General features: G+C 70.6%; 22 protein-coding genes. 13 read left to right on the forward strand and 9 right to left on the reverse strand.

The genetic code is table 11. The features are described 5' to 3' along the window. Positions 1-2: 2 nt before the first annotated feature. Genes ACFQ6N_RS20095 through ACFQ6N_RS20120 form a run of 6 tightly spaced genes read left to right on the forward strand, consistent with a single transcriptional unit; the run spans position 3 to position 5,950 of the window. On the forward strand, positions 3-1,202 hold the full coding sequence (locus ACFQ6N_RS20095; RefSeq protein ID WP_380650557.1) for a glycosyltransferase: 1,200 nt from the start codon (positions 3-5) through the stop codon (positions 1,200-1,202). After that, complete coding sequence (locus ACFQ6N_RS20100) at positions 1,202-2,245, forward strand: radical SAM/SPASM domain-containing protein (RefSeq protein WP_380650559.1); 1,044 nt, start codon at positions 1,202-1,204, stop codon at positions 2,243-2,245. Before ACFQ6N_RS20095 ends, ACFQ6N_RS20100 begins: the two co-directional genes overlap by 1 nt. Then, a complete protein-coding gene (locus ACFQ6N_RS20105) occupies positions 2,238-3,890 on the forward strand; it encodes a pyridoxal phosphate-dependent decarboxylase family protein (RefSeq protein ID WP_380650561.1) in 1,653 nt (550 codons plus the stop codon). The genes ACFQ6N_RS20100 and ACFQ6N_RS20105 overlap by 8 nt, the downstream gene beginning before the upstream one ends. A 5-nt stretch (positions 3,891-3,895) precedes the next feature. Continuing rightward, positions 3,896-4,693 carry a hypothetical protein gene (locus tag ACFQ6N_RS20110; protein WP_380650563.1) on the forward strand — a complete coding sequence of 266 codons (798 nt, stop codon included), beginning with the start codon at positions 3,896-3,898 and terminating at the stop codon, positions 4,691-4,693. Further along, on the forward strand, positions 4,686-5,420 hold the full coding sequence (locus ACFQ6N_RS20115; protein WP_380650565.1) for a sulfotransferase family protein: 735 nt from the start codon (positions 4,686-4,688) through the stop codon (positions 5,418-5,420). Before ACFQ6N_RS20110 ends, ACFQ6N_RS20115 begins: the two co-directional genes overlap by 8 nt. After that, a complete protein-coding gene (locus ACFQ6N_RS20120; RefSeq protein WP_380650567.1) occupies positions 5,417-5,950 on the forward strand; it encodes an adenylyl-sulfate kinase in 534 nt (177 codons plus the stop codon). Before ACFQ6N_RS20115 ends, ACFQ6N_RS20120 begins: the two co-directional genes overlap by 4 nt. Before the next feature lie 36 nt (positions 5,951-5,986). Here ACFQ6N_RS20120 and ACFQ6N_RS20125 read toward each other — a convergent pair whose 3' ends face one another. Both ACFQ6N_RS20125 and ACFQ6N_RS20130 read right to left on the reverse strand, forming a co-directional pair. Continuing rightward, the gene (locus tag ACFQ6N_RS20125) at positions 5,987-6,346 is read right to left on the reverse strand and encodes a hypothetical protein (protein WP_380650569.1); all 360 of its coding nucleotides are present in this window, start codon (positions 6,344-6,346) and stop codon (positions 5,987-5,989) included. A gap of 354 nt (positions 6,347-6,700) precedes the next feature. Further along, positions 6,701-7,555: a methyltransferase domain-containing protein gene (locus tag ACFQ6N_RS20130; RefSeq protein WP_380650571.1), complete on the reverse strand. Its 855-nt coding sequence runs from the start codon at positions 7,553-7,555 to the stop codon at positions 6,701-6,703. A gap of 254 nt (positions 7,556-7,809) precedes the next feature. Between ACFQ6N_RS20130 and ACFQ6N_RS20135 the strand changes: the two genes are divergently transcribed. Together ACFQ6N_RS20135 and ACFQ6N_RS20140 are read left to right on the forward strand one after the other, a co-directional pair. Continuing rightward, complete coding sequence (locus ACFQ6N_RS20135) at positions 7,810-9,252, forward strand: tyrosine-type recombinase/integrase (RefSeq protein WP_380650573.1); 1,443 nt, start codon at positions 7,810-7,812, stop codon at positions 9,250-9,252. Between the two features lie 617 nt (positions 9,253-9,869). Then, entirely contained in the window at positions 9,870-10,682 is an 813-nt protein-coding gene (locus ACFQ6N_RS20140) for a DUF5655 domain-containing protein (RefSeq protein ID WP_380650575.1), read from the forward strand. Positions 10,683-11,089: 407 nt separating this feature from the next. Here the strand turns inward: ACFQ6N_RS20140 and ACFQ6N_RS20145 are convergent, their stop codons facing one another. The 7 genes from ACFQ6N_RS20145 to ACFQ6N_RS20175 all read right to left on the reverse strand — a co-directional run bounded on the left by ACFQ6N_RS20145 (position 11,090) and on the right by ACFQ6N_RS20175 (position 19,632). Then, a complete protein-coding gene (locus ACFQ6N_RS20145; RefSeq protein WP_380650577.1) occupies positions 11,090-11,902 on the reverse strand; it encodes a hypothetical protein in 813 nt (270 codons plus the stop codon). A 116-nt stretch (positions 11,903-12,018) separates the two neighbouring features. After that, positions 12,019-13,185, reverse strand: a complete 1,167-nt coding sequence (locus tag ACFQ6N_RS20150) for a DUF317 domain-containing protein (RefSeq protein ID WP_380650579.1) — start codon at positions 13,183-13,185, stop codon at positions 12,019-12,021. Between the two features lie 236 nt (positions 13,186-13,421). Beyond that, positions 13,422-15,632: a DUF317 domain-containing protein gene (locus ACFQ6N_RS20155; protein WP_380650695.1), complete on the reverse strand. Its 2,211-nt coding sequence runs from the start codon at positions 15,630-15,632 to the stop codon at positions 13,422-13,424. Continuing rightward, positions 15,629-16,516 carry a DUF317 domain-containing protein gene (locus tag ACFQ6N_RS20160; RefSeq protein WP_380650581.1) on the reverse strand — a complete coding sequence of 296 codons (888 nt, stop codon included), beginning with the start codon at positions 16,514-16,516 and terminating at the stop codon, positions 15,629-15,631. Before ACFQ6N_RS20160 ends, ACFQ6N_RS20155 begins: the two co-directional genes overlap by 4 nt. Positions 16,517-16,555: 39 nt before the next feature. Next, positions 16,556-18,019, reverse strand: coding sequence for a DUF317 domain-containing protein (locus tag ACFQ6N_RS20165; RefSeq protein ID WP_380650583.1), 1,464 nt, complete (start codon positions 18,017-18,019; stop codon positions 16,556-16,558). 44 nt (positions 18,020-18,063) lie between these two features. Beyond that, positions 18,064-18,750, reverse strand: a complete 687-nt coding sequence (locus tag ACFQ6N_RS20170) for a DUF317 domain-containing protein (RefSeq protein ID WP_380650585.1) — start codon at positions 18,748-18,750, stop codon at positions 18,064-18,066. Between the two features lie 111 nt (positions 18,751-18,861). Continuing rightward, positions 18,862-19,632 (reverse strand): DNA-methyltransferase, encoded by a 771-nt coding sequence (locus tag ACFQ6N_RS20175; protein WP_380650587.1) that lies wholly within the window; start codon positions 19,630-19,632, stop codon positions 18,862-18,864. A 718-nt stretch (positions 19,633-20,350) separates the two neighbouring features. On the opposite strand from ACFQ6N_RS20175, the gene ACFQ6N_RS20180 reads away from it, so the two are divergent. The 5 genes from ACFQ6N_RS20180 to ACFQ6N_RS20200 all read left to right on the forward strand — a co-directional run bounded on the left by ACFQ6N_RS20180 (position 20,351) and on the right by ACFQ6N_RS20200 (position 25,674). Next, complete coding sequence (locus ACFQ6N_RS20180; protein WP_380650697.1) at positions 20,351-21,511, forward strand: C40 family peptidase; 1,161 nt, start codon at positions 20,351-20,353, stop codon at positions 21,509-21,511. A gap of 99 nt (positions 21,512-21,610) precedes the next feature. Continuing rightward, positions 21,611-21,934 carry a DUF6112 family protein gene (locus ACFQ6N_RS20185; protein WP_380650589.1) on the forward strand — a complete coding sequence of 108 codons (324 nt, stop codon included), beginning with the start codon at positions 21,611-21,613 and terminating at the stop codon, positions 21,932-21,934. Next, complete coding sequence (locus tag ACFQ6N_RS20190; RefSeq protein ID WP_380650591.1) at positions 21,934-22,638, forward strand: hypothetical protein; 705 nt, start codon at positions 21,934-21,936, stop codon at positions 22,636-22,638. The genes ACFQ6N_RS20185 and ACFQ6N_RS20190 overlap by 1 nt, the downstream gene beginning before the upstream one ends. A gap of 31 nt (positions 22,639-22,669) precedes the next feature. Further along, positions 22,670-24,145, forward strand: coding sequence for a conjugal transfer protein TrbL family protein (locus ACFQ6N_RS20195; protein WP_380650593.1), 1,476 nt, complete (start codon positions 22,670-22,672; stop codon positions 24,143-24,145). 68 nt (positions 24,146-24,213) lie between these two features. Next, positions 24,214-25,674 (forward strand): SCO6880 family protein, encoded by a 1,461-nt coding sequence (locus ACFQ6N_RS20200; protein WP_380650699.1) that lies wholly within the window; start codon positions 24,214-24,216, stop codon positions 25,672-25,674. Positions 25,675-25,679: the final 5 nt, after the last annotated feature.

Raw genomic sequence — 25,679 nt, forward strand, 5'->3', positions numbered from 1 at the left:
AGATGCGCATTCTTCTGGTCACCCACCGGTTCGCGGGAGAGGAGGCCGGCGGGACGGAGATCCTGGCCGACGACCTCGCCCGGGCCCTGATGGCGCGAGGCTTGGACGTCACATGGCTCGCGGCCGGCGACCCGCCGCCGCCGCAGCGACGCACCGCGGCCGAGTACATCAGCGTGCCCACGGTCTTCACACACGACTACCCGGCCGATTGGCACGTCCAGGAGGCCCAGCAGGCAGCGCGCATCGAGCAGTTGCTCGCCTCGCGACCTGCCATCGACCTCGTCCACGTCCTGCACTTCAGCCGCATCGGCCTTGCGTTCCTCGACACCGCGCCGCTGCGGAACGTGCCAGTCGTCGCGACGCTGACCGACTACACCGCCGTCTGTCCCGACCACCAGCTCCTCGTGCGCTCCACCGGTGGCCAGTGCACCAGCACCGCCCCGTCCACCGCCTGCGCGGGCTGCCTGGGTGCGCCGACTGCGGCGGCTGGGGACGTGGAGTCGTGGAGGGCGCGCAATCTCGCGTGGCTGAACGGGCGGGTGCGGGCGCTGTGGACGCAGACCCCGCACCAGGCTGTGCAGCTCGCGAAGGCCGGCGTCGCGGTGGACAAGCTGGTCCGGGACCGGGCCTGCTACGGGCTCCCCGGCAGCTGGCAGTCGCTAATCGAGAGCAGCGCCAGCGGTGAGTACCTGCTGTTCCTGGGCCGGTGCTCACCGGAGAAGGGCCTCCACGTCCTCCTCGACGCCCTCGCGGAAAGCCCGACCACGCTGCCGCTCCTGGTCGCAACCGTGCCCGACGACGCCGCGTACGAGGAATGGATGCGCCTGGTCGCCACAGCCGATCCGCGGGTGCGCTGGCTTCCTCCGCTCTCCCGCTCCGACGTCGGGCCGGTGCTGGCCGGCGCCCGGGCGCTGCTGGTGCCCTCGCAGTGGTGGGAGAACCATCCGATCGTGGCGCACGAAGCCCGCGCCCTGGGCGTGCCGGTGTGGTCCTCGGCGGTGCCGTCCATGCGCCACCTCACGGACGACAAGGGCGTCCACCTCGTCGAGCAGTACGCCGACCCGGCTTCGTGGAGGCAGGCGATCTCTGCCGCGGCCAGATGCCAGGACCTGCGGGGGCCGTCGTTCGGCCGTCGGACGTCGGCGTTCGAGGCGTTCGTCGACGAGACGGTCTCCGTCTACCGGAAGGAGGTGACCAGGTGATGCCCGAGCAGGTGCGACCGATCGTGGTGCCGGAGCGCTTTCGGAAGTTCCTCGTCACCGACGACTTCGACCGCTACGGGCTCGAACCGGGCCGGCCGACGCCAACTCCCCAGTACCTGCAGGTGGAGCTCACCGACCTGTGCAACCTCGCCTGCGCCGGATGCGTGCGGGCGGTGCACGACAGCAGCGGCGGGCACCTGGCCCTGGACGCCTTCGTCGCGCTGCTCAAGCAGCTGCCCGATCTCGGCCACGTCTCCTTCGTCGGCGCCGGTGAGGCGCTGATCGACCGCGACTTCGCCGCCTACGTCCAGGCGTGCACCGACCGTTCCGTGTTCACCTCGACGAACACCAACGGCCTGCTCGTGCGCCGTCGTCTCCAGCCGGTGCTGGAGGCGGGGCTGGGCCTGCTCGCCATCAGCGTCGACGGCGCCGACGATGCCACGCTCCGGCGGATGCGCTCCGGCCTGCGCCGATCCCAGCTGTCCACCGCGCTGCGCGAGGCTACGGAGATGACCCGAGACCGCGACACCGAGCTGTCGGCCGCGGTGACGCTCTCCACCGCGAACCTCGACCAGTTCCCGGCGATCGTCGACTTCGTCGCGGACCACGGCGTCTCACGCATCAGTGTCGAGAGCCTGCACCACTGGGGCGAGGACAAGACCCTCAACACCGAGTCCCTGTTCGCCGCCCCACCCTCGCAGGTCGTGCCGCACCTGGAGGCCGGCCTCGCCCGCGCCGACGAGCTGGGTCTGCAGCTGTCGATCTTCGACTACTCCCGGCTGGCCTCCCCGGCCGCAGGCCGGGCCGTGTGCCCGTGGCCCTGGGACGCCACGTACATCACCAAAGACGGCGACGTCACGCCGTGCTGCGTCCACATGGAGTCCTCACCCGGAAACGTGCTCGGCAACATCCACCAGGCGCCGATGGCCGAGATCTGGACGTCAAAGCCGTACGGGGCTCTGCGGGACTCCTTCCTCTCCCAGGCTCCTGCCTGGTCCTCGTGCGAAGACTGCGTGTACCGAATGGAGTTCGGACGTGTCTGACACCCATCCGCCCGCCCTCCTGGGCAATCGCCCGACCGAGGAAGGCCGGCGGCTGCTGCACCGGGCGGTCGACCTCGGCCTCGACTTCGCCTCCGGAACCTTGCGCGACGACCTCGTCCTGCAGCACGCGACGGTCAGCGAGCTCATCGACCGCTTCGCCGGCCCGCTCCCCGCGGCCGGCGAGAACGACGAGCAGCTGCTGGAGGCGCTGACCGAGATCGCCCAGTGGTCGATCTCCCAGGCAGACCCGCGCTATCTCGCGTTCCCCGACACCGGCGACAGCATCGCCGCCCTCGCGGCCGACATCGTCGCGTCCTTCCTCAACCAGAACCTGATCGCCTACGACCGCAGCGCGCCCGCCGCCAGCGTGATCGAGGCCCAGCTGATCACCTGGCTCCGGGCACTCATCGGCTACCCGGTCACGCCTCTGACCGACTACCAGGGGCTCGCCTCTCTCGGCGGCATGTGGACCTCCGGTGGCAACATGAGCAACCACATCGCCATCGCCGCCGCCCTCGCCCACACCTACCCCGAGATCCGCACCACCGGCCTGCGGGCCCTGCCCGAGCAGCCGGTGATCCTGCTGGCCGGCGGCGTCGAGCACTTCTCCTACCTCGCCGCCGCCCAGGCCCTCGGCCTCGGCACCGACGGGCTCCTGTGGGCGGACGCCACCCCGGACTTCACCAGCGACCCTGTCTCCGTCGCCCGCCTGTTGGCCTCGCCGCCTCCCGGCAAGCGGATCTTCATGGTCGTCGGCGTCGCCGGCAACTGCCGCACCACCGGCATCGACGACCTTCAGGCCCTCGCCGACCTCAGCGAGCAGCACGGTGTGTGGTTCCACGTGGACGCCTGCCACGGCGGCAGCCTGCTCTTCTCCGAGAAGCTCAGGGTCCGGCTCGCCGGAATCGAGCACGCCGACTCGGTCGCTCTCGACCCGCACAAGGGCCTGTTCGTCAGCTACCCCTCCAGCTACGTGCTCTTCCGCGACCCCGCCGCGCTCGGCCGATTCGCCCGCTACCCGGACCGCGCAGAGGACCCCGGCTGCCTCGACCTCGGACTGATCACCCCGTTCTACGGCTCCCGCGGATTCGAATCGCTCAAGCTCTGGGCGCTCATCAAGCATCAAGGTGTCGACAGCATCGGCCGACTCGTCGAAGACCGCCAGGCCACCTTCCAGAGGATGGTCGACCTTCTCGAGCGCACCGGCTGCTTCCGGATGCTCGGCACCTCCGACTTCTACCGCTGCGCCTTCGTCTTCCTCCCCACCCCGGTCGCCGAAGCCCTCGAACAGGCCGCCCTGCCAGCCGCGCACCACGCCGCGGCGCGCGACCTCATATCCCACTACACCGCCGCCTTCGCCGACCGCCTGTACCGCGCCGGCACGGTCGTCTTCGACCTGTTCGCGCTGCAGGACCTCGCCGACCGGATCGGACTCGGCCGCAGCGCCAAGTACCAGGTCATGGGGATGTGCGTGGGCCATCCGCACATCCCTGACCAGGTCGAGCATGGCATCGAGCGGGACATCGCCATCGCAGCTGGCGACCTCACCGCCCGCATGATGGAAGACCTCCGCGCCCTGCTCACGTCCAAGGACCTGGCCGACAGCACGTCAGCAACGGGCGTGACCGGGCCGGCGGGATGGTGACCATCGTGACCTATCCACCCGCGTTCACGATCGCATACCTCGTCCACAGCGACATCGAACTCCTGCGCCGCACCATCCCCACCACCTTGGACGCCCTGACCCACGGCACCCGCCACCCGTACGACCTGGTGCTCGTCGTGGACGGCGCAGAAAGTGCCCCGGCCGATGAGATCGTCGAACTCGCCCACCACACCTGGGGGTTCGACGAGGTGCGGCTACGCTGGCGCACCCGCCACCGGGCCTCCGGCGACCAGGCGAACAACATCCACACCCACTTCGTCAGCGACAAGAGCCGCTTCCTGATCACCATCGAAGGCGACGTCGTCGCCTTCCGCGACCCGCACGCCACCGATGTCCTCGCCGAGATCGCCGAGACGTTCGACCAGTGCCCGCAGCTCGCGCTCGCCCAGCGCATTGACGACCACGACTGCTGGCAGTGGAAGCTCGAAGAGGCCGGCCCGCCGCTGAGCAACCGCGCCCGCTCGGTCAACCGCGTCTCCTCGCACTTCCTGATCTACGACACCCAGCGGGCCCGCCCCGTCATGGCCGCGGCCGGCGGCATCCCCGGCGACCGGTTCCACGACGACGGCCAGCACTGGATGAACTACGAGGACTGGCTCTCCCACACCTTCGCCCAGCCCGCCGGCCCCGGCATCGGCTACCTGCACCGCCTCCCGCTCCGGATCTTCCACTGCGACGAGAAGACCGCCCCCGGCTCCGCACACTACCGCCGCGACATCGCCACCCGCCTGCGTGTCTTCGCCGAACGCGAGCGCGCCGTGAAGGAGGAATTCGGTGCCTGATCACCGTCTTGTCCCCTCGCCCGTGTTCCTTCTCTCCCCGATCCGCTCCGGATCGACCCTGCTGCGCTGCTTGCTCGGCTCCCACCCCGACGTCCACGCCCCACACGAACTCCACCTCGCCGGCTACACCGTGGCCGTCGACGACGAGTTCACCGACCTGTCCATGCGCACCCTCGGCCTCGCCCCCACCGACCTCGAGCACCTGCTCTGGGACCGCCTACTCCACCGCCAGCTCACCGAGGCCGGCAAGACCGTGCTCGTCGAGAAGTCCCCCGGCAACGTGTTCATCTGGCAACGCCTCGCCGCCTGCTGGCCCCAAGCCCGCTACATCGTCCTGCGCCGCCACCCCGTCGCCATCGCCGACTCCATCCGCCGCGCCGGCGACGCCAATGACCTCGCGGAAGCAGCCGTCACCGTCGACAAGTTCGCCACCGCCCTCGACGAAGCCGCCGCCAACCTCCTGGGTGCCGTCCACGTCACCTACGAGCAGCTCACCGCCGATCCGGAGGTCACCTGCAAGGCGCTGTGCGAGCACATCGGCATCCCCTGGGATCCGAGCATGCTCGACTACGGCCGCCACGACCACGGCCCCTTCGTCTACGGCATCGGCGACTGGTCACCCCAGATCGCCTCCGGCCGTATCCAGGCCGCCACCCCACCGCCGCCGGACGCCGAAATCCCGCCGCTGCTCAACTCCTGGTGCCAAAAATGGGGTTACGCCCCGTGAACCAGCCGCGATCATCAACCATCTTCTGGCTCCTCGGACTGCCCGCCTCCGGCAAGACCACCCTCGCCCGCCACCTCCGCGACTACCTCCGAGCCGAGCACGGCGCCGACTGCGAGCTCTACGACGCGGACGTCGAACGCGCCACCGGCGTCCTGCAAGATCTCGGCTGGTCGCCCTCCGACCGCATCGCCACGATCCGCGCCCTCGCACACGCCGCCGGCCGGCACCAGATCGGCATCGTCACCCTGGTGACCTCCACCGAGGCGGAGCGCAAGCTCGCCGCAGACCTCCTCGGACAACGCCTCCACCTCATCCACGTCCACGCACCCGAACCAGTGCGCCACGCCCGCGACGCCCTCCGCACCGTCCGCGGCTACCGGGCCAACCCAGCCCCGGACGCGCCGGAGCTGTCCTGGTCCGATCCCGAACAACCCGCGCTGGCGCTGGACACCACGGCCCCGCTCAGCACCACCGTGAACGCCCTGTGCATCTTCGCCGCCACCGCCCTCGACAACGACGCCGGGCCGTAGGCAGTCCCGGTTCGAGTCGGGCCAGGACCCCACCTTCTACTTCTGCACGCGCCACTTCCGGTAGATGCGGACGATGTCGGTGCCCGCGCCCAGACGGCCAAGAGCTGGCTCGCAGTGAATACCGCTCTCTTCGAGTGCGAGCTGAAGCTCCATGGCGTGCCCCTTACTTAGGCGAGTCCGGGCTACCGTCATCAGCTCGGCCAATGGATCGGCACCAGCTTCGGGCGTGCTCCTCTCGACAGAGCTGGAAGCAGTCCAGTCTTCCGCCAGTCTCTTGAAGCCCGCCTCCCGCCAGATATTCGTCAAATCTCGGCGGGCCATGAGTACGGAATCATTCTCGGCGAGGCGCCCACAGAGCACCTCCACCACGTGATCAACCCTGGCGTCGACAGACATGTCCCTCCCCTTGAAGAATTTCCCCTGCGCCATGCTGCAATTACAGGACACAGCCTGCAGGCCCGTCAACCGACTCAGCGTAAATCGCGAGCCCGACCACATTCGAGCAGGTGAGAGGCTTCCCCATCGACAGACCCATGCCCGATTTAACTTCACCGGCAACGATTGCAATACGTTTCCGCAATTAGAGGAATGGCCCTTTCTTCGTCGACCATTCGGGAAGGATTTAATTCGGGCGTACGGCAGGGGTCGATCGCCACCCCCTGCAGTACCGCCCTCCCAGGGCGAGGCGGTGAGAGACCCCACCGCGCCCACATGCCCCACTGTCCCTGCGGGGCACCCGACGTGCCGGATTCATGCTGCGACCGAGTCGTCTCGCACCCGACTCCCGCGCTCCGGCGGCATACCCGCCTCAGCCTGGTGCCGCCCAGCGCTGCCGCAATGGTGCGCGTTCGAGCGCTCCGCAACAGCGATGAACGCCAGCTCGGAGAAGAAGAAACCGCCCGAGCGATCCGCTTCTCCCACTGCGGCGTACCACTCTTCAACCTCCTCGGGGCTGACGGAGCCGCGGCCGCGCCTGGCCGCGGACAACAGCGCCTTCCGGATCTGACCGAGCCGATCCTTCGCGTGCCCCGTGAACGCGGTCGACCACACAAGCAGGGGCTCTAGGTGGAGAAGGCTTAGCGGACTGCCCGCCACAAGCAGCCCGAGCTTGCGGCCAATCCGGCCGTCCGCGTGGTCCATCCAGCTCTGCGCGTCGTCCGCGAACGCGTGACAGACCCGCCGGTCGAGATCGGCGTCTGCGCCGGCAATCACCATGGAGTCGAAGTCGACGTGCGCAATGATCGCCCGACCGCCTGGCCGCAGGACTCGTGCGACCTCCGCCAACATCGCCTGCGGGTCCGGCAGGCACTCGATGGTGTTGTACGACAGGACGACGTCCACGCTGCCGTCCGTGCACGGCAGGGGGTCGCGTAGATCGGCAACGATCGTCGCCGTCGCCCCGGCGTGATCCTTCAGGGCCGCGCCCGCCTGACGCAGGAACTCTGGGGACCGGTCGAGTCCAATGAGAGCAGCTTCCGGCGCTATTCGACTGACCGCTCGCAGAGTCGGCCCCGCGCCGCATCCGAGATCGACGACCTGGTCACCTGGCTGCGGGCGAGCCAGCTCCGCAATGCGCGCATGGATGGGTTCAGCACGGTCCGACACGGCGCAGCCCTCTTCCGCGGTTCCGCGCCAGAGCCCGAGATGGCGGCACCAATAGTTCAGGTTTGCACTATATGGCATATCTAGGGGCAATTCATCCCGAGGAGGAAGATGCCGGGCCCGGTGGCAGCCTTTGCGGATTGCCAGGGGAACATCCCTGATCAGAGCCCTGGAACGACCCTGACGGTCGCGTGGTGGTCGCGAGCCATCGTCGAGAGACTGGAAGCTGGACAAGCTCCGCCCCGGAGGCGATCAGTATGCGTTCCTCACCCGACCGCGGTCGCGTCTACCAGCGCTGCGGCTGCCGCGACGACCATCGCCGCCAGCTCGGCACCCGCTGCCCCCAGCTCGCCGCCGACCCTCATCACGGCAGCTGGGCCTTCGCCGTCGACGCTCCCTCCATCGATGGCCACCGCCGAACCATCCGCCGCGCCGGCTTCCCGGACGAACTCGAAGCCCGCATCGTGCTGAGGCGCTTCAACGAGTCCCTACCCCTCGGCGTCGTCACCGATCCGAGGCAGAGCACCGCCGACTACCTCACCAGCTGGCTCGCCGAGAAGGCCCTCCATCTCAAGCCCACCACCATCGCCCGCTACCGCGACTACATCACCCAGGACCTCATCCCCGCCCTCGGCGCCATCCCCCTCGACGACCTCACCCGCCAGCACCTGGCCGCATTCGTCACCGACCAGCTGCGCCGGCACCGGGGCAGAGTCACCGTCCACCGGATCATGTCCACGCTCTCCAGCGCCCTCGCCACCGCCGTCGACACTGAACGCCTGGCCCGCAACCCCGCGAAGCCCCCACTCATCTCCAGGCCCGCCGCGGCCGAACGGCACTTGTGGACCGAGGAGCAGGCGGCCCGCTTCCTGCGCTTCACCCATCTCGTCGACCCGCTGTATGCCGACCTCGCCGAGCTGATGATCGGCACCGGCATGCGCAAGGGCGAGGTCCTGGCCCTGCGCTGGGACGACGTCCACCTGCCCGAGCGCACCCTGTTCATCCGTGCGACGCTCTCCGCGATCGACAACAACCAGCTCCTGCTCACCGCTCCGAAGACCAAAGGCAGTCGTGCTTGGGTTGCTCTGTCCGACCGTGTCGCCGACGCCCTCGAGGAGCGGACAGGGTCACGCGCGTTCGGCCAGATCACCCCCGCCGGCGGCTACGTCTTCCACCGCCACGGCCGTCCCCTGCACCCCAAGACCGTCCTCGACCGCTTCCACCTGCTCTGCGACAAAGCCGGCGTCCCCCGAATCGCCCTGCACGACCTACGCCACCTCGCCGCCAGCTTCGCCCTGGCCGCCGGCACACCGCTCCCGGTCGTATCCAAGACCCTGCGCCACCGCACCCTGTCGACGACCGCGAACATCTACGCCGAACTCACCCACCTCGCGGCGCGGGCGGCGGTCGACGCCATCTCCTGGACCCTCAACACCGCGGACCGCGCGGTTCGCGGCGAGCCCGCCTGCCGCGCCCGCCGCCCATGGCACCAGAACCCGCGTCCCCACCACCGCCTGGCCGCCCATCAGACGCCGCAGGAGATCGAACCCACCACCGCCTGGCCGATGTGGCCCGGAGACCACACTGCGACCACCAACCGACAGAACATCAAAAAGGCCGCTCCCGCCAGAAGCGGAAACGGCCTACGACCTGCAGTTATGCAAGTCGGGACGACAGGATTTGAACCTGCGACCCCTTGACCCCCAGTCAAGTGCGGTCCCTCTCCGCCTGCTTCGAGCGAGGCCAGCATGCCAGCCTCAAGCTCTCAAACCAGCTTACCACTCGCCGAGTTGCGCCACACCCGCCTCCATGCACGAATGGACCAGCTGACAGTGGCTCAATGGTTACTATGTGCAGGAATGTCCAAATCCGAACACCACCGCCCACCAGCGTTCAGGGCGCGTGGTCCCAAAGTGGTCCCAGAGCTCTGGTCACACGCAGCAACCAGCCCTTCGAGGCCCCGCTTCAACCTCCCCTACGGGAAGCACCTCCTTACGGAAAGGCCATCCTCCCAACAAGGCGCCAGCGACACAGCGTGACGACATCCAGAGGGCCCATCAGATCGCACCACTGGATGGAACGCCGAATCCAGTCTATTCCCATCCGGCCAAAATGTGACAAACGCAATGATGTCTAGATTGCCCGACATCTGGCATGTATGGTGTCCCGTCCATCGCCGGACGGGCCGGCGGGTGGTGTACTGGGGGGGTACGTGGCGGGACTGCAGGTGTTTCGGGTCGCTGGTGGGGATGTTCGCCGTGTCGAGGGCGCGACCGTAGAGTTCGAGCGCGATCTCCAGCGGCTCGTGGAGGCGAACATGGAGGAGATGCTGGGCGGCGTCCGTTTCCTGGCGAGCGAGTACTCCACCGGCCCGGTGCACCGGGGTCGGATCGACAGCCTCGGTCTGGACGAGGACGGCAGCCCGGTGCTGATCGAGTACAAGCGCCAGCGCAGCGAGTCGGTCCTCGCGCAGGGGCTGTTCTACCTCTCGTGGCTGGTGGAGAACCGCGCCGAGTTCGAGGCGCTCGTCGAGCAGCGGCTCGGCGCCGAGGCGGCCGAGCAGGTGGACTGGAGCAACCCGCGGGTGGTGTGCATCGCGGCGGACTTCACCCGGTACGACCTGGTGGCGGCCGGGATGTCCCACCACCGGATCGACATGGTGGTCTACCGGCGCTACGGGGACGACCTGGTGACGCTGGAGTTGGCGGCGTCGGTCGCCGGCGGATGCGGCACTCTGTCGGGACGGCGTTCGGAGCTTGCGCGGCCGGTCTCGGCCAACCGTCGGACGGTCACCGACGTGCTCGCGCAGGCCAGCGGCGAGATCCGCGGGCTGTACGAGGAGCTCGACTCGCGCCTGCTCGACCTGGGCGAGGGCCACGCGGTGTCGCTGCAGCACTACGTTGCCTACCGCCGGCGGCGGAACTTCGCCTGCGTCCGGGTGCTGGCGCAGGCTCTGGTCGTCTTCCTGCGCGTCGACCCGACGACGGTCCAGTTGATCCCGGGCTGGACCCGGGACGTCCGGAGAATCGGGCACCTCGGGACGGGCGAGCTGGAGGTCCGGATCGGCTCGGTGGAGGATCTCGACCGGTCGATGGCGCTGCTGCGGACGAGCTACGCCGCTGCAGCGTAGTCCGGCAATGGCGATGGGCCGTACCCCCTTTGGCGGATTCTCGGGGTACGGCCCATCGCCGTTGTTCGGATCGCTCAAGGGAGGGCTGGGTCTGGGTGCTGACTCTGGTGTTCAGTGGTCAGCAGGGCGGGGGCGGGCGGCGGTCAGCGGCGGCGGGGGCGGGATGGTGGTGCGGTGGCGGGCGGTTCACTCGCCTGCCCGGCGGGGGGCGAGTTGAGGGCCTGCTTGATGTGGGCCCGGCGGGCGGCCCAGCGGCTCAGGTCTCGCTGGTACGTCCGGCCTTCCTCGCCTCCGGCAAGGCTTGGGTGAGGGGCGGCGGGCTGACGATCCTGGGGGGTTGGCTGTTCGATGGTGTTCCTCCGCGTCAAGGGGTGGCGACTCCGGGCGCAGGCCGGAGTCGAGTGGGGTCAGTGTTCGCGGTCATGCTGCGGTTCTCGGGCCAGCGAGGTGATCAGCGCGCGTTCGCGGACAAGGTCGGCGTGCACTTCGGGCTGGTTTGGGCCGAGGGCTTCGAGGGCGCTGTCGATCGCCGCGAGGGCTTCAGCTCGGCGCCCGAGGTTCCGCCAGGCGGTGGCGGTGCGGAAGATCATGATCGGGTCGGCGTCGTCGAAGGTGGGCCAGGCTGCCAGCTCGAGGATCCGCTCGGCCTGGTCGGGCAGTCCATCTCCGAGCCAGAGGCCGTGGAGCAGGGCGTGGCAGACCTGAGGGTTGTCGCCGGCCTCGGCGAGGCTGCGGTCCAGGGCTTCGAGGGCGCCGGGGGCGGAGCTTCCGAGGAGGGCGAAGGCGGCGAGGGCGCGGGTGTACGGATCCCAGCGGGTGCGCTCGCTCACCGGGGCCTGGTCGAGCAGCTGCTGGATGCTGCGGCACCGGAAGTCGAAGCGGAGAGCGGCGAGGTGGATGTGCCGGAGCGCTTGGGCATGGGCGCGGTCGGTGCCGGGCTGGGCGAGGTGGTCGTTGCCGGTGAGGTGGGCGAGGGCGCTGCTGCTCCGGCTGCGGGCGTACCAGGCGAGGTGGTTGGCCAGGGCGGCGCTGGTCTGCCAGTCCGCGTTGGCGCGGCTGAGCCAGCGAGCGGCTTCGGAGGGCCAGGGTCGGCCCGCGTCAATGTCCTGTTCGACGAGTGTGCGGATGGCGGCGAGTGCGGTCGGGCGGAGGTCGTCGCGGTGGACGGCTGCGGCAAGGGCGGCGTACGAGCCGGGGGTGTCGAGCAGTCCGCGGATCATGATCTTCTGAGTGGTGGGGTAGGCAGTGGCGCGGGCGATCCGTTCGATGGTGTTGAGGGCGGTGGTGGTCAGGCCGTGCTCCCTGTGGAATCTGTGCCGTGGCGGTGGTGGTCGGTTCAGCGGGCTCGGCGGGTGCCGGCTGGCTGGGGCGGGGTGGGCGTAGGAGTCGCGAACACCGTGGAGTTCGTGGAGTTCGAGGAGGTGCGGCGGGCTGCGCTGGCGCGACCCGCCGCCAGGGTCCGGTCGGGTTGCACTGTGGTGATGTCGAGGTGGGGAAGGTGTTCGTCGGCGAGGCTGTGCCGGGGGCGCTCCACTGGGGTGGGGTCCAGCAGTGCGCCGGTGACGGCGGCGAGCAGCGGGGACGGGATGCTGGAGTCCATCTCGATGTACCAGCCTGCCCGGGGCCCGAGGTTGAGCCTGCCTCCGTTGATGTGCCAGTCGTCCCGGCGGAAGGCGTGGTGGGCGGCGGGAAGTGAGCGTGACACGCGGGCGAGCCCGTGGGAGGGCTCGACGTAGATGATGTCGTCGGGGAGGTGGGGAAGCCGTCGCCATCCGGCGGCGGCCAGCTGGTCCAGGGCGGCAGTGGGCGGCGGGAGCGCGCGGCGCGGATCACGTGGGCCGGAGAGTTGGGTGACGGCGGTGGTCAGCGCCGCGATGATCTCGGGCGGCGTCTTCGCGTCGGCCGCTGCCCGCCACTCCGGGGGGCCGCCGGCGTGGTGCAGCCCGGTGACGGTCCAGGCCCAGATGGCGGATTCCGGGGTGGCGACGACGTGATGGAGAGCGGACGGGCTGGTGTAGGTCGTCGTCGACCGGTCGGTGCGCACGCTCCAGCCGTGCTCCATCAGGGGTGCGGTCGCCAGTTCCCGGGGGCCGGCGGGACCGGCGAGGTAGAGCGGGCTGACCAGCACCGGGGATAGGTCCTGGACGGACTTGCGGGTCGGTCCCGCGGTGTCAGCGCGGGGGAGGGCCGGTGCGATGCGGTGCCGACCCGGCGCACCGGGCGGCGCGTCGGTGTAGAGGTCCAGGTACCGGTCGATGGCGTCTTGCAGGAGTTCGGGGGTGAGTTCTCCGAAGCGGTGCATCCGGTCGAGGTCATCGATGCGGTGAACGAAGCCGGGGTTGGGGACGGTGGCGTGGGTGTCGAAGTCGAAGCGGTTCGAGCCCAGTTCGGCGCCGGTCTCCCGCACGACGGCTCGGATTCGGATTCCGTTGAAGGTGTCGTCGCGGATGCCTGCGTGAGCGAGCTCGGCGGTGACGAGCACTCCGCCTCGGCGTGCGATCATCTGCCGGCCGGTGGCGGTGCCGTCGGCCAGCGGCGCGAGGGCGGTGAGTACGGTGGCGTGGGTGGGTTTCAGGATTTCTCGCAGGGGGCGCAGGAACTGGGGTGCTCCGCTGTGGGCGGCTGGAGGAGTGGCCCGGCCGCTGGTGGGGGCGGGCTCGGTCGGCGTCGCCGTCGAAGAGGCCGGTGCTCCTCGTGGTCGTCGATCTAGTGCTCAGGAACGCTTGCCGTTGGAGGTGCTCAGCGGGTCGGCTGCCGGAACTGGTCCGGTGGGGTGGCGGCGATGGCCGAGTGGCCGGCGGCCGGGGCCGGCGGCGAGAGGACGACACGGGTGCGGGCGGCCAGGGCCCGCGCGGACGGGCCGGATGCTGCCTTGGGGGCGAGGGGGCGGACGTCGAGGTACAGCAGGTGCTCGGAGGTGAGGTCACGGCCGAGGCGGGCCACCGGCGCCGAGTCGGCCATCGCGGCCGTGACGGCTTCCAGGAGCGGGGCCGGGATGTTCTCCGACATCTCGATGGTCCAGCCCTCGACTTCGCCCGGACCGAGTTTGCCGCCGCTGATCTGCCAGGCGCGGCTCTCCCCGACGAATATCTGCCCGGTGGGGGCGGTGCAGCGGTAGACGCTGGCCATCTCGGCGTCCGGTGCGTCCCACATCAGGTGTTCGCGGGTGCTGTTGTCGTGCCAGCCTGCGGCGATGATCGGCACGAGACCGTCCTCGGCGTTGCCGGCGGGCCGGATCAGCTCGCCCGGGCTGGCGGCCAGCGCGGTGTGCAGGGCGGTCACGATCTCCGGCGGGGTGCGGCGGTCCGCAGTGACCCGCCAGCCCTCCTCAGCGCTCAGCAGGTAGTTGAAGGAGGCGGTCCAGCTCGTCCCCGTGTCGTCGGCGGTCGACTGGGCACGCAGTCGTCGGCATGGGCTGGTGTACACCGTGGTGTTGCCCTGCTTCTCGGTGGTCCAGCCCCGGTCGGTCAGGGGCTTGACCGCTGCGGTGCGGTCGTGGCCGGGGCCGGCGAGGTAGACCGGGGCGACGAGGGCCAGCGGCGCGGGCCTGAAGTCCGGGGCGAAGAGCTCCGGGGTGCGCGCGGCGGCCCCGGTCAGCAGACGGTCGATCGCGTGGAGCGCCTGCTCGTGCTCGGTGGTCGGCAGCGATCCCCAGGTCCACTTGGTGCCGTCGCCGACCGGCCGGTCGTGCAGCATATCGGCGATCCCGCTGAGATCCACCCCGTTGATCAGCGTCGCAGCGGCGTAGGCTGCCGGCTCCTCCAGGTCGCTGATGTTGAAGGGGAGTTCGTTCAGCGCCGTGGTGAGGGGAGGTGTCGGCTTGCGGCTTGCGGTCCGCGCGTCGAGGTTGGCACCCAAGTCCAGGTCGAGGAGGGCTGGCGAACTCGCCGCTGCCGCGATGACCATGTCTTCCACCAGCAAGCACGCCAGGGCCCTTTGCTCCGAGGGAAGTTGGCCCCACGTCGTCGGGGTGCCGCTCCGGCTGCTGGGGATGACCCGGTCCACGATGTACCACTCGGGTATGAAGTCGAAGTGCTCGATCTCCTCCAGGACCTCCTCGCACAGCTCGGCAGCCGCTTCGCGCAGGTCCGTCTCGGTGTACGGGCTGACGTTGGCGGGGCTGGCCTCCGTCCGGTGGCCGAGGCGGGCGAGCAGTTCCTCGTCCATCCAGTCCCGGTCCCGCTGCAGGGGCGTGGGGTCGGTGAGGGCCTGGACGAGGGCGTCGACGACGACCGCGGGGGCGTTGGTGGTGGCCATGGCCTGCCAGTAGGGCGGGTAGCCGCCGGAGCCCCGCGGACCGATCTCCACGTACAGGTGGGGGTGGGCCATGAGGTCGTCCGGATCGCCGGGCGGGTCCAGGCGGACCTGGACGCGGGCGAGTTCGTCGGGAGCTTCGAGGTCGAGCACGCCCGCGCGGTAGGTGCTGCGCCAGCCGGCGTCAGTGAGGGTGCGGATCAGGGTCCGCCGGTCGGTAGGGGTCTGGAGAGCGGGGTGTGTTTCGCCGGTCCAGTCGATGCTGCTTCCGGTGCGGGCGAGTACGTCAGTGACGGCCATGATGATCTCGGGCGGCGTCTCGGTCGAGAAACCGGTCATCCAGGTCGGCGTGCCGAGGGGCTCCGGTGCTGCCGTGATCCGCCAGGCGGTGCCGGGGTCAAGCTGGCCGTCCGCGATGCGGAAGCGGTGGTTCGGGCTCCAGGCGAACTCCTGGCCCAGGTCGTCGTCGGCGCTGCGGCCCCAGCCCTGCTGGACGAGGCGGTCGAAGATCCGGTTGGTGTGGCCGGCCCCGGCGAGGTAGGCCGGGGTGACGTCGATCGTGGTTTCGGGGATGGCGGTTCCTCGGGGGCTGTCAACGGCTGGGACCGTGGGTGACGGTGGCAGCGCGGGCGGCGGGTTCTGGTTCGGCAGCGGGGCCGCTGGCTGGTCCCCGCGCTGCTGTGCCCCGGTGTTCAGCGGGGGCGCGGCACCGCCCTGGCCGCCGGCTGCGGGGAGAGCGCGGGTGCCGAGACGGCGATCCGGGTGGAGTCGGCGGCGGCTCGAGCCGGGGAGGTCCTGCGGGCGGCCTGGGCGCGGTGGACGTCCAGCGGCGTCGGGCTGGAAGGGATCTCGGTCAGTTCGGCGGCGCCGATGACAGCCGCGCCGACGGCCAGGTCGTCGAGGTCTCCGATGTCGCGGATGGCGGGGGCGAGCATCGCGCTGACCATGGTGTGCAGGATGGCGTCCGGCGTGGAGATGCTCGCCGCGGCGGACCAGCCGTCGAAGTCGCCGGCGATGTCGACGCTCCAGAAGGCGTCCTGCCCGGCCTCCTCCCACTCGCCGGGGTCCGGGAAGGCCCGGGTGTTGAGGACGATCTTGTCCTGCGGGCTGTACTCCGAGCACGCCGTCTCGGTGCGCGTCGCGGCGTCCCAGGTGAGGGTCCACCCGTTGGCATGGAGGGGGGTGCGCCACTCGGCGTCGGCGGCGGCCCCGGTCAGCCGTCCACCGGTGCGCAGCCGGTTGGCCAGGTCGGTGGTGATGGCCTCGACGACTTCGATCGGCGTGTTCTCGGTGAGGCTGACGGTCCACAGCGGAGGGAGGAAGGGGCGTTCGTGGACGGCGACCTTCCACATCACGTCGCCGTTCTCCGGCTCGAATCCGAGCCGGACCCGGCCGTCGGTGGAGATGATCAGCTGGTTGCCGCGGCCGTCGTCGAGGCGGACGGCTCCCGCGTCGGTGAGCGGCCGGATGGCGCGCTCGGTGTCCGGGGTGGGGCCGGCGTACAGGGCTGGGGTGATGCGGACCTGCTGCCAGGGCCGGTCGCGGGCCCGCTTGGTCCAGTGGGGATTGGCCGTGGTCAACTGCTGCTCCAGGTAGGCGGTTTCATGCGGTGCGGGCGGTCAGCGGGACCTCGGCTGCGGGCCGTCGCGGTCCGGCGCGCCGGTGTGGCCGAGCGGGCCGGCGGCCGGAGGAAGTGCGGTCGGGGTGACCGGTGTGGTGCGGGTGCGGGCTGCTGCGGATCGCGGCGAGCGGTCGGTGTCGAGGCGGCCGACGGCGTGGTCGGCAGCCTCCCGACCGGAGGCGACGATCTCGGCCGTCAGCCGGAGCGCTTCACCGGCGTCTCCACCGACGCGGTGGTAGAGGGCCCAGCCGCCGGCCGCGCGCAGGGCCCGGGCGCTGCGATCCAGCACGCCGCCCTCGCCGGTGATGACGCCGGCCACCCGGCGTGCCTCGGCCGGGTCGGTGGTGCGCAGCAGGTGGGTGGTGACCTCGTCGATGCGCTCGGCCAGCTGTTCCGCGGCGTTGCTCGGTAGGCGGTCCCCGGTGACGGCGATGAAGGGTGGTGCTGTTGGGCGGCTGCCGAGGGTGGGGTCGAGGGTGACGTCGTACCCGGCGGCAGCGAGGAGGAGGGCCGCGTCGGTGGCGATCTCGTTCTCCTCGTACTGCTGGTGGCCGGTGGGCAGGGTGTAGTGGTTCGGGCTGCCGGGGGTGGGCGCGAAGCCGGTCGTGCCGACGAGGAAGGCGGTCTGCTCGTCCCCGCCGCTCGCCACGATCGCGCCCTCGTCGGTGCGTCGGATGGTGACCTCGTTCGGGTCGGGCTGGCCTGAGCCGGCGGGTCCGGGCTCGGCTGGCGCCTCGCCCGGGCCCTCGCGGGCGGACTGCTGCCCGGTCCCGGGTGGCAGGTTGCGGCGGGGGCGCGGTTCGAGGTGGACCTGGGTGCGGTTGGCGGCGGGGATCTGGAGGCGCTGGCGGAGCGCCGGCAGAGGGTTGACCACCTCGTCGAGCGCGGCGCTGATGAGGGCGTTGGGGGTGTGGCCGGCGAAGACGGCGTGCCAGCGTTCGCTGGGGTACCCGCAGGGGCCGCCCCAGACGGTGACGGTCGGCCCGATCCCGCGGATGTCGCCGATGTTGTGGTTGACGGCGATGCCGGCGGTGTCGTCGGGGCGGGTGCAGCTGTAGACGCCGGGGACGGGGGCGGTCTCCCGCTGCCACGTCTCGTCGGCGGCTTCCAGGTCAGCCTCGATGGTGTTGTCCAGCGACCGACGCCCCCACAGCAGTTCGCCGCGCACCGCCTCGGAGGTCGCGGTCAGAGCGTGGGAGAGGCGCTCGGCCACCGCGGTCACGACCTCGACCGGTGTGCGGGTGCAGAAGGTCGCGTGCCAGGTCCGCTCGCCGATAGGCGAGGCGTACGCGGCGATGTTCCAGCGGGGCCCGGTGCTGGTGTCGTGGTCGAGTTCGATCGCGGCGAGGAGGGACTCGTGCAGGGCAACGGTGGTGTCCTGCCCCGGGCTGTAGCGGCCCCAGGTCGGAGATGTTTCGAGGAACTGGGCGAGGGCCGCCTCGGCATCACCCGGTCCGGCCAAGTGGCCTGGAGTGACCACCACTTCGAGGTCGGGGGCAGGGCTACTCAGGGGACTTCCTTCCGGGCGGGGTCGCTCGCGGCATCGGTGTCGGACAGTGCCGCGGTGCTACCGGTCGCATACCACACAGGGGGCAGGATGTTGAGGGCGTCGTGCACCTGTGTGATCGCGTCGACCAGGGAGGTCAGGACCAGCGCGGGGGCTGCTTCGCTCACCGAGATCGACCAGAACCGGTCGTCCTTGACGCCGTCGATGTCCCAGCAGCCGTCCTGGCCCGACTGGAACGGATCGAGCATCCGGCCAGCACGGTTGTGGTGGGTGGCCGATGCCCTGTCGCCGTTGGCAGCCCGGTAGCGGAACGGGTAGGCGCGCAGCCCGGGCGACCTCTGCCACCCGGCGTCGGCGAAGCCGTCAAGGGCGGAGGCCGGCTCGGCGGTGCCCCAGAAGTCGAACAACGGGTGCTTCCCCTGGTGGAGCCGTGCGAGCGTCGTCGTGACCGCGGCTACGACCTCGATGGGCGTGTTCCGGTTGAGGTGTGCGCCCCAGAGCGGCTGCTCGAACGGCTCGTCGTGGACGAGCACCCGCCAGGAGGGCCAGCTCCAGTGCGGGAAGACGTAGGCGACGTGGATCCGGTGGTCGGGGGTGACGACCGTGGTGTTCTTCGCGGCGCGGGTGAGGTGGGCGCCGAGGTCGAGCAGGGGCTGGAGCGCCCGGTCGAGGCCGTCGGGCGGCATGTCGGCGGCGCCCCAGTAGGGCGATGGGTCGCCGTACTTCTTGAACAGGTCGTCTCCTTCAGGCTCGGGGCGACCGGGCCGCCGCGCGGGCGGCGGCCCGGCTGGTGGCGGTCAGGCTTCGGCCGGCTCCTCGTCCACGGCCTCGGGGTCGGTCGTGCCCTCGGCGATCTGCCGCTCGGTCTCCGCGAGGCGCTGCTCGGCGATGGCGGCGTAGTGCGGGGTGACCTCGACGCCGACGAAGTTGCGGCCCTCCAGCAGTGCGGCAACTCCGGTGCTGCCGCTGCCCGCGCAGACGTCGAGCACCGTGCCGCCCGGGCGGCAGATCTTGACCAGCTCACGCATCACCGAGACGGGCTTCTGGGTGATGTGGACTCGGCCCGCCCGCGGCTGGGAGGCGGTGTAGAGGCCGGGCAGGTAGACGGGGTGGGCATCGCCGTCGATGGGGCCCTTGCTGCCCCACAACACGAATTCACAATGCTGCGTGAAACGGCCCTTTTGCGGCCTGGCGGCGGGCTTGTACCAGGCGAGTGCGCCGCGCCAGATCCATCCGCCGGCCTGCAGCGCATCGCTCGTGGCGGCCAACTGGCGCCAATCCGTGAAAACGAGCGCGACGCCGCCGTTCTTGGTCGCGCGATAGGACTCGGCCAGGAGCTGGGACAGCCAGTAGGTATAGGACCTCTGGTCCTTGTTCTCGCCGGGAAAATCGGCCGGAACGGTCTTCCCTTCGGTGGTGTACTTCGCGCGGGCCGTTCGGCCGGTCCGCTCTTGGGCGGTGCGTCCGCCCGAATTGTAGGGCGGATCGGTGATGACGGCATCGATGGAGTTCGAAGGGATCGCGGCGAGCCTGGTGAGGGCGTCGCCCTGGTGGATTTCGTAGGGCAAGGGGCGGACTGACCTCCTGGTCGGGGAAGGGGAAGACAGCCGCAACCGGCGGAGTGACCTGGCCTTTCGGCTGGTAGCGGGAGACCGGCGAGGCGGCTCCGGAGCCCTCGGGCTGCGGCTGCATCAGGAACCTAGCCCAGGTGCGGCTCGCAACCTAAAACGCGCCCCCGCCCACCCTTGCGAAGATCGTTTTAGGTTGCGAGCCGCACTCCGCCTATCGTCGGCCACACCCCCGGAGATCACCCGGCCCGGATATTCCGTTTTAGGTTCCGAGCCGGTCAGGTTCTACGGTGGGGCAGCCCGACGGAACACCGCCTTCTGCCTGCACGCCGACCATTTCCCCGTTTTTGGTCGCGAGCCGAGAAAGCGTTAGCGTCCACCGGACATGCCGACGGGATACCCCGGATCGCAGGAGCCGCACCGTTTTAGGTCGCGAGCCCTCGATTCGATACCTTCGGCCACCGCAAGCGAATTCCAACCCACCCATCTCAGGGGACACCCATGCCTTTTTCGAGATTATGAGCGCGGCTTGCTGCCGCTCCAGTCGGCCCGCCCATCCGCAGGAGGGCGGGCCCCTCCCCCGCACTCGGTCGCATGATCCGACAGGAGACCTCATCATCCGCTCCCTCACCGCACGGACGCCGAATCCCATCTCCCGGCCTCCGGACTCCTCCGCCGCCGCACCGGCGGGAGGTGGCGCTCTGGAGACCCGATGAGCATGAAGAAGGTCGTCGGCCTCGGCACCGCCGGCCTCCTGCTCACCCCGTTCGCCATCGCGTTCCCCGCGCTGGCCGTCACCGCCAACGACGAGGCCACCAAGGCCACCAGCACCAACACCTGCACATCCGGCCCCGGCCCACAGGCTGTGGACGCCGCCGCCGTCGCCGCCCAGGTCAAGCTGATCCTGAGCGGGGCCGCGGGACCGGCCGGTTCGGTCGCCGGCCTGGACGCCCCGAGCGTCCAGATCCCGAACGCGAAGACGATCGTGGCGACCGGCATCGCAATGAAGGTCCCGGCTCGCGGTCAGACCATTGCACTGGCAACCGCCCTGCAGGAGTCGGGACTTCGCAACCTGAGCTCCGGCGACCGCGATTCGCTCGGCCTCTTCCAGCAGCGCCCGTCGCAGGGCTGGGGCACGGCCGTGCAGATCCAGGACCCGGTCTACGCCTCCACCAGCTTCTACAAGGCCCTACTCGACGTCTCCGGCTGGGAACAGCTGCCGCTGACCGCGGCCGCGCAGAAGGTCCAGACGTCCGGCTTCCCCGACGCGTACGCGAAATGGGAGAGCTTGGCGAACGCCCTTCAGCAGTCCATCTCCCAGGCTCTGAACGGGAGTTCGGGCACAGGCGGCTCCCCCTCCCCGACCGCGCCCCCCGCGCCTTCGCCCTCTTCGGGCGGGTGCGGAACCAGCACGGGTACGGGGACGGACTGGGGCACCATCCCCCCGGGCGTCCTTCCCGCCGGCTACCAGATCCCCACCGACGCTCCGCCCGCCGTCCAGAGCGCGATCAAGTTCGCGCTCGGCCAGCTGGGGACGCCGTACCAGTGGGGCGGCGAGTGCACCGCACCGCACGGGCCGGACCCCATGGGCCGCTGCGACTGCTCCAGCCTGACGCAGCAGGCGTACAAGGCCGGCGGCGTGCCCCTCACGCGCACGACCTACACCCAGGTCAGCGAGGGCACCGCAGTGTCGGTGAACGCCTTGCGCCCCGGCGACCTGCTGTTCACCCGCCCCGGCCCACAGGGCCCGGAGCACGTGGGGATGTTCATCGGCCAGGGCCTCGTGGTGCACGCGCCGAAGACCGGCGACGTGGTCAAGATCTCCACGCTCGACTCCTGGAGGCCGGACATCATCGCCGCCCGCCGCGTCGCCAACTGACGGCAACTGCCGTCCACCTCAGCGCACTTCGCGCACTCTACCCCCTCCCTCGCGCGGCTCGGCCGCGCACCTTCCCGCCCCTCTAGCCGTGGAGTGTGATTGCTCACTTACCTCGCCGATTCCGCCGCCAAGGCCCAGCAGCTGGCCTTCGACCCCGGCATCACTCCCAGCCAGGGCGGTCTTCCCGGCCTGGACGTCCTCAAGTCCACCGTCGGCTCGATCAACCTCTTCGCGATCATCGCGGTGGTCGGCGCCCTGTGCGTCAGCGGCATCGTCTGGGCCTGGGGCCACCACACGGGTTCGCACGGCAGCGAGCAGAAGGGCAAGCAGGGCGCACTCGTGGCGGCCGGCGCGGCCCTCCTGCTCGGCGCCGCCAACGGGATCGTCAGCTTCTTCAGCGCAGTTGGGACCAACGTCCACTGATGCTCAAGTCGTCCTCGCCGTTCACCGGGCAGTCCGCGCTGCTGCGCCGGCTGCTGATCGGCCTGGGCGTGCTCGTGGTCGTCGCCCTGCTGGCCGGGCTCACCGCCCGGCTGGCGGGCGGCGGCCACCGCACCCCGAGCGCCGCCAACTCCCCCTCCGACCCTGCCGTTTCGATGCCTTCCGCGCCGCCTTCGCCGCGCGCTGGCGCCAACCCCTCGGCCGGCCTGACTGCCAGCACCGCCCCCGTCGTCGCCCCGCCGCCGCATACCAGCGACCCGATCGCGTTCGCGAAGGCGTTCACCGCGGCGCTGTGGACCTACGACACCCGCGCCGCGACCCAGCCGCAGCAGCTCGCTGGCCTGCGCGAGTGGCTGACCGGTGAGAGCCAGTACGCCGATCCGGACGCGCTCGCCGCGCAGGTCCCGGACCCGACCCTGTGGGACCGGATGCGCGACAACGGCCAGTTCGCCGTCGGCGAGGTGGCCGAGGCACACCTGCCCGCCGCATTTCAGAAGGGCATTGGCAACGACCCGACGCAACTGACCATCGCCTACATCTACGCGGTCACCGTCACCGGCAAGCAGACCATCAGCTGGCGCGACGGCGGCCGGGGCGCCGAGGACCGCGCCATAACCATGGCCGTGCAGTGCCGGCCAGGCCGCGACTGCGCGCTGGCCACCATCGCCACCACCGTCTACCCCTGACCCGCCCATCGGTCCCAACCAGAGGAGCTGATTGCCCATCGGTATCTGCGACCTGCCCGGCTCCGGCCTGCTCTGCGACGTCATCGTCGGCGGCGTCAGCGATTCCGTCACTGACTCCATCGGCAAGTGGATCGCCAAGAGCGCCGGCGATCTGGCCAAGAGCGCGGTCGACCTCGCCTCCCGCGCCGTCGACAAGACCACCAGTATCGACCTATCGGCGGACTGGTTCCGCACCAACTACGCCGCGATCTTGCCGATCGCGCTGACCATGCTGGTGATGACCTTCATCTTCCAGCTGGTCAGGGCAGCCTGGCGCCGCGACGGCCAGGCACTCGGCCAAGCCGTCACCGGCACAGTCTCGGCGACGCTGTTCGCGATGTGCGCGATCACTTTCACCGGCGTCGCGGTCGTGATCGTGGACGCCCTCTCGCGGGGGCTGTTCCAAATCGCCAACTCCAATATGGACGACGCGGTCAGGCGGATTGTCCGGGTGTCGATGATCCACGTCACGTCACCGCTCGGCTGGGCCGTCCCCGCAGTCGTCGCGCTCGGCTGCGCGGCAGGCGCAATCCTCTACTGGGGCGCGATGGTCCTGCGCAAGGTCACCGTCCTCGTGCTCGTCGTGCTCGCCCCCTTCGCGGCGGCCGGCGGAGCGTGGGAGCCGACCCGCGACTGGCGCCGCAAGTGGGTCGAAGCCACCGCGACCGTCGTGTTCAGCAAGCTGATCATGACGGTGATCATGCTCGTCGGCGTCTCCGCCCTCGGCGAGAGCAACACCAAGGACGGCGTGCAGGCGCTTTCGGACATCATCTCCGGCTTGGTCATCATGGCACTGGTGCTGCTGTCGCCCATGGCCATCTACAAGTTCGTGCACTGGGCCGGCGACGGCGGACAGTCCCACGACCTGCACCGATCGACCGCGGCCGGCCTTCAGGCCGGCGCCGCAACCGCCCAGAAGGGCACCCGGATGGCCATGACCGCGGCCAGCGGCGGCGCAGGCGCCGCAGCGATGGGCGGCGGCGGCGCGAGTGGTGCGGCGACGGGCGGCGGCGCCCCGCAGGGCCCCGCGCAGGTGCCCGGCCAGGACAGCCCTGCCGGTGGTAACAGCACCAACTCCGGCGGCAGCGAGTCCTCCCCGTCGCAGAGCACCTTCCGGTTCCCCGGCACGTCCTCCGGCAGCGGCGGCGACGCGATCGGCCAGCCGCTGATCACCCGGCGTGGCGCCCGCAGCGGCGGCGACCAGGGACAGCCCCTGATCTCCCGGGCCCCGACCTCCGGCCAGCAGCCCGGAACGCCCTCCGAGGGATCAACGACCAAAGCGAACACTGCACTTACCGCCGCCTCTGCAGCGGGCGGGTCCAGTGCACCGCAGGTCGTCCTCGGCGCTGCGCGGACCACCGGCTCACCCTCCTCAGCCGGGCGAGCAGAAACGTTTCCCTCTGCCGCTGCCGGACCAGCCTCCGCACCGAGCACTTCCGTCGGCTCCTCCACCCCGCCCACCTCCTGACCGCCACCGGCCGGGGCCAATCTCGCCCAAGCCCCGGCCGGCCCCCGCCCTCATCGAAAGAGTCGCCCCTGTCGGCCTCCGAACTCCCCCTGCCGACCGTCCGGTTCCCCAGCCGATCCCGCCGCGGCGTCCTGCTCGGACTCAGTGCCGCCCAGCTCACCGTCGTCGGCACGGCAGGCGCCCTGCTCCTGGCGACCATGGTCGCCACCGGACTGGCCGGCGCCGCCCTGGCCACCCCCATCTGGGCTCTGGCCGCCGCCCTCGTCCTCGTCCGCGTCCACAGCCGCTCCATCGCCGATTGGTCCCCTATCGCTATCCGTTTCTACCTGCGCCGCGCCAAGGGCCAGCTCGTCTGGCTCGCCCGTCCCGCCACCCGGCCCCGCCGTGACGGGCTCCTCCACCTGCCCGGCACCGAGGCAAGCCTGCGCGCCGTCACCGCGCCGGGCGGCACACTCGGCGCGGTCCACGACCCGCAGAAGAACACCCTCACCGCCGTCATCCGCGTCAGCTCTCGCGCGTTCGCGCTGCTCGACCCGCCCACCCAGTCCGCCAACGTGAACGCCTGGGGCCGGTGCCTGGCATCGCTCGCCCGCACCGGCTACATCACCACCGTGCAGGTCATCGAGCGCACCGTCCCCGACAGCGGCGACGCCCTGCAGCGCTACTGGGCCGAGCACGGCCGTCCCGACGCGAAGGTCGCGGGCCCCATCTACGAGGAGCTGCTCGCCGCCGCGGGACCGACCGCCGCGCCGCACGAGAGCTACATCGCGGTGAGCCTCGACCTCAAGGCGGCCCGTCGCCTGATAGGAGAGGCCGGCGGCGGCCTGGTCGGCGCCTTCGCGGTGCTCGCCCAGCTGGTCCCCGGCTTCGAGCAGTCGCTGCGCAACGCCGGTCTGAACCCTGGCGGTTGGCTGACCATCGGGGAGATCGCCGCCGTGATCCGCAGCGCCTACGACCCGAAGGCCCTCGCCCACCTTGAGCAGTGGTCCGAGACCGGCCAGCCCACCGCCGACCCGGCCGCCGCCGGCCCGGTCGTCGTCGTCGAGGAGCCCACCCGCCTGACCACCGACACCGCCTGCCACGCCGTGTACTGGATCGAGCAGTGGCCCCGCTCAGAGGTCGCCCACGGCTTCCTCCACCCACTGGTGTTCGCCGGTGGAGCCCGCCGCACGCTCTCCCTCACCTACGGCCCGCAGGCCCTCGACGCCGCGCTCAAGGCAGTGCAGCGCACCAAGGCGTCGATCATCGCCGACGCCTCCGAGCGCGTCCGCAAGGGCCAGGTCGACTCCGAGGCCGACTCGATGGAGTACGCGGACGCCAAGCAGCACGAACGCGAACTGATCGCTGGGCACGCCGACGTCGATCTGACCGGCCTGGTGGTCGTCTCGGCCGACACCCCCGAGGAGCTGCGCCGTTCCTGCGCCTCCATCGAGACCGCCGCCGCCGGCACCGGTCTGGACCCGCGGCTCCTGCGCTGGCAGCAGGCCGCGGCCTTCACCCAGGCCGCTCTGCCGCTCGCACGCACCTGACGGGA

Origin of the sequence: Kitasatospora sp. NPDC056446, from assembly GCF_042796115.1 — a bacterium.
Classification (GTDB): Bacteria; Actinomycetota; Actinomycetes; order Streptomycetales; family Streptomycetaceae; genus Kitasatospora.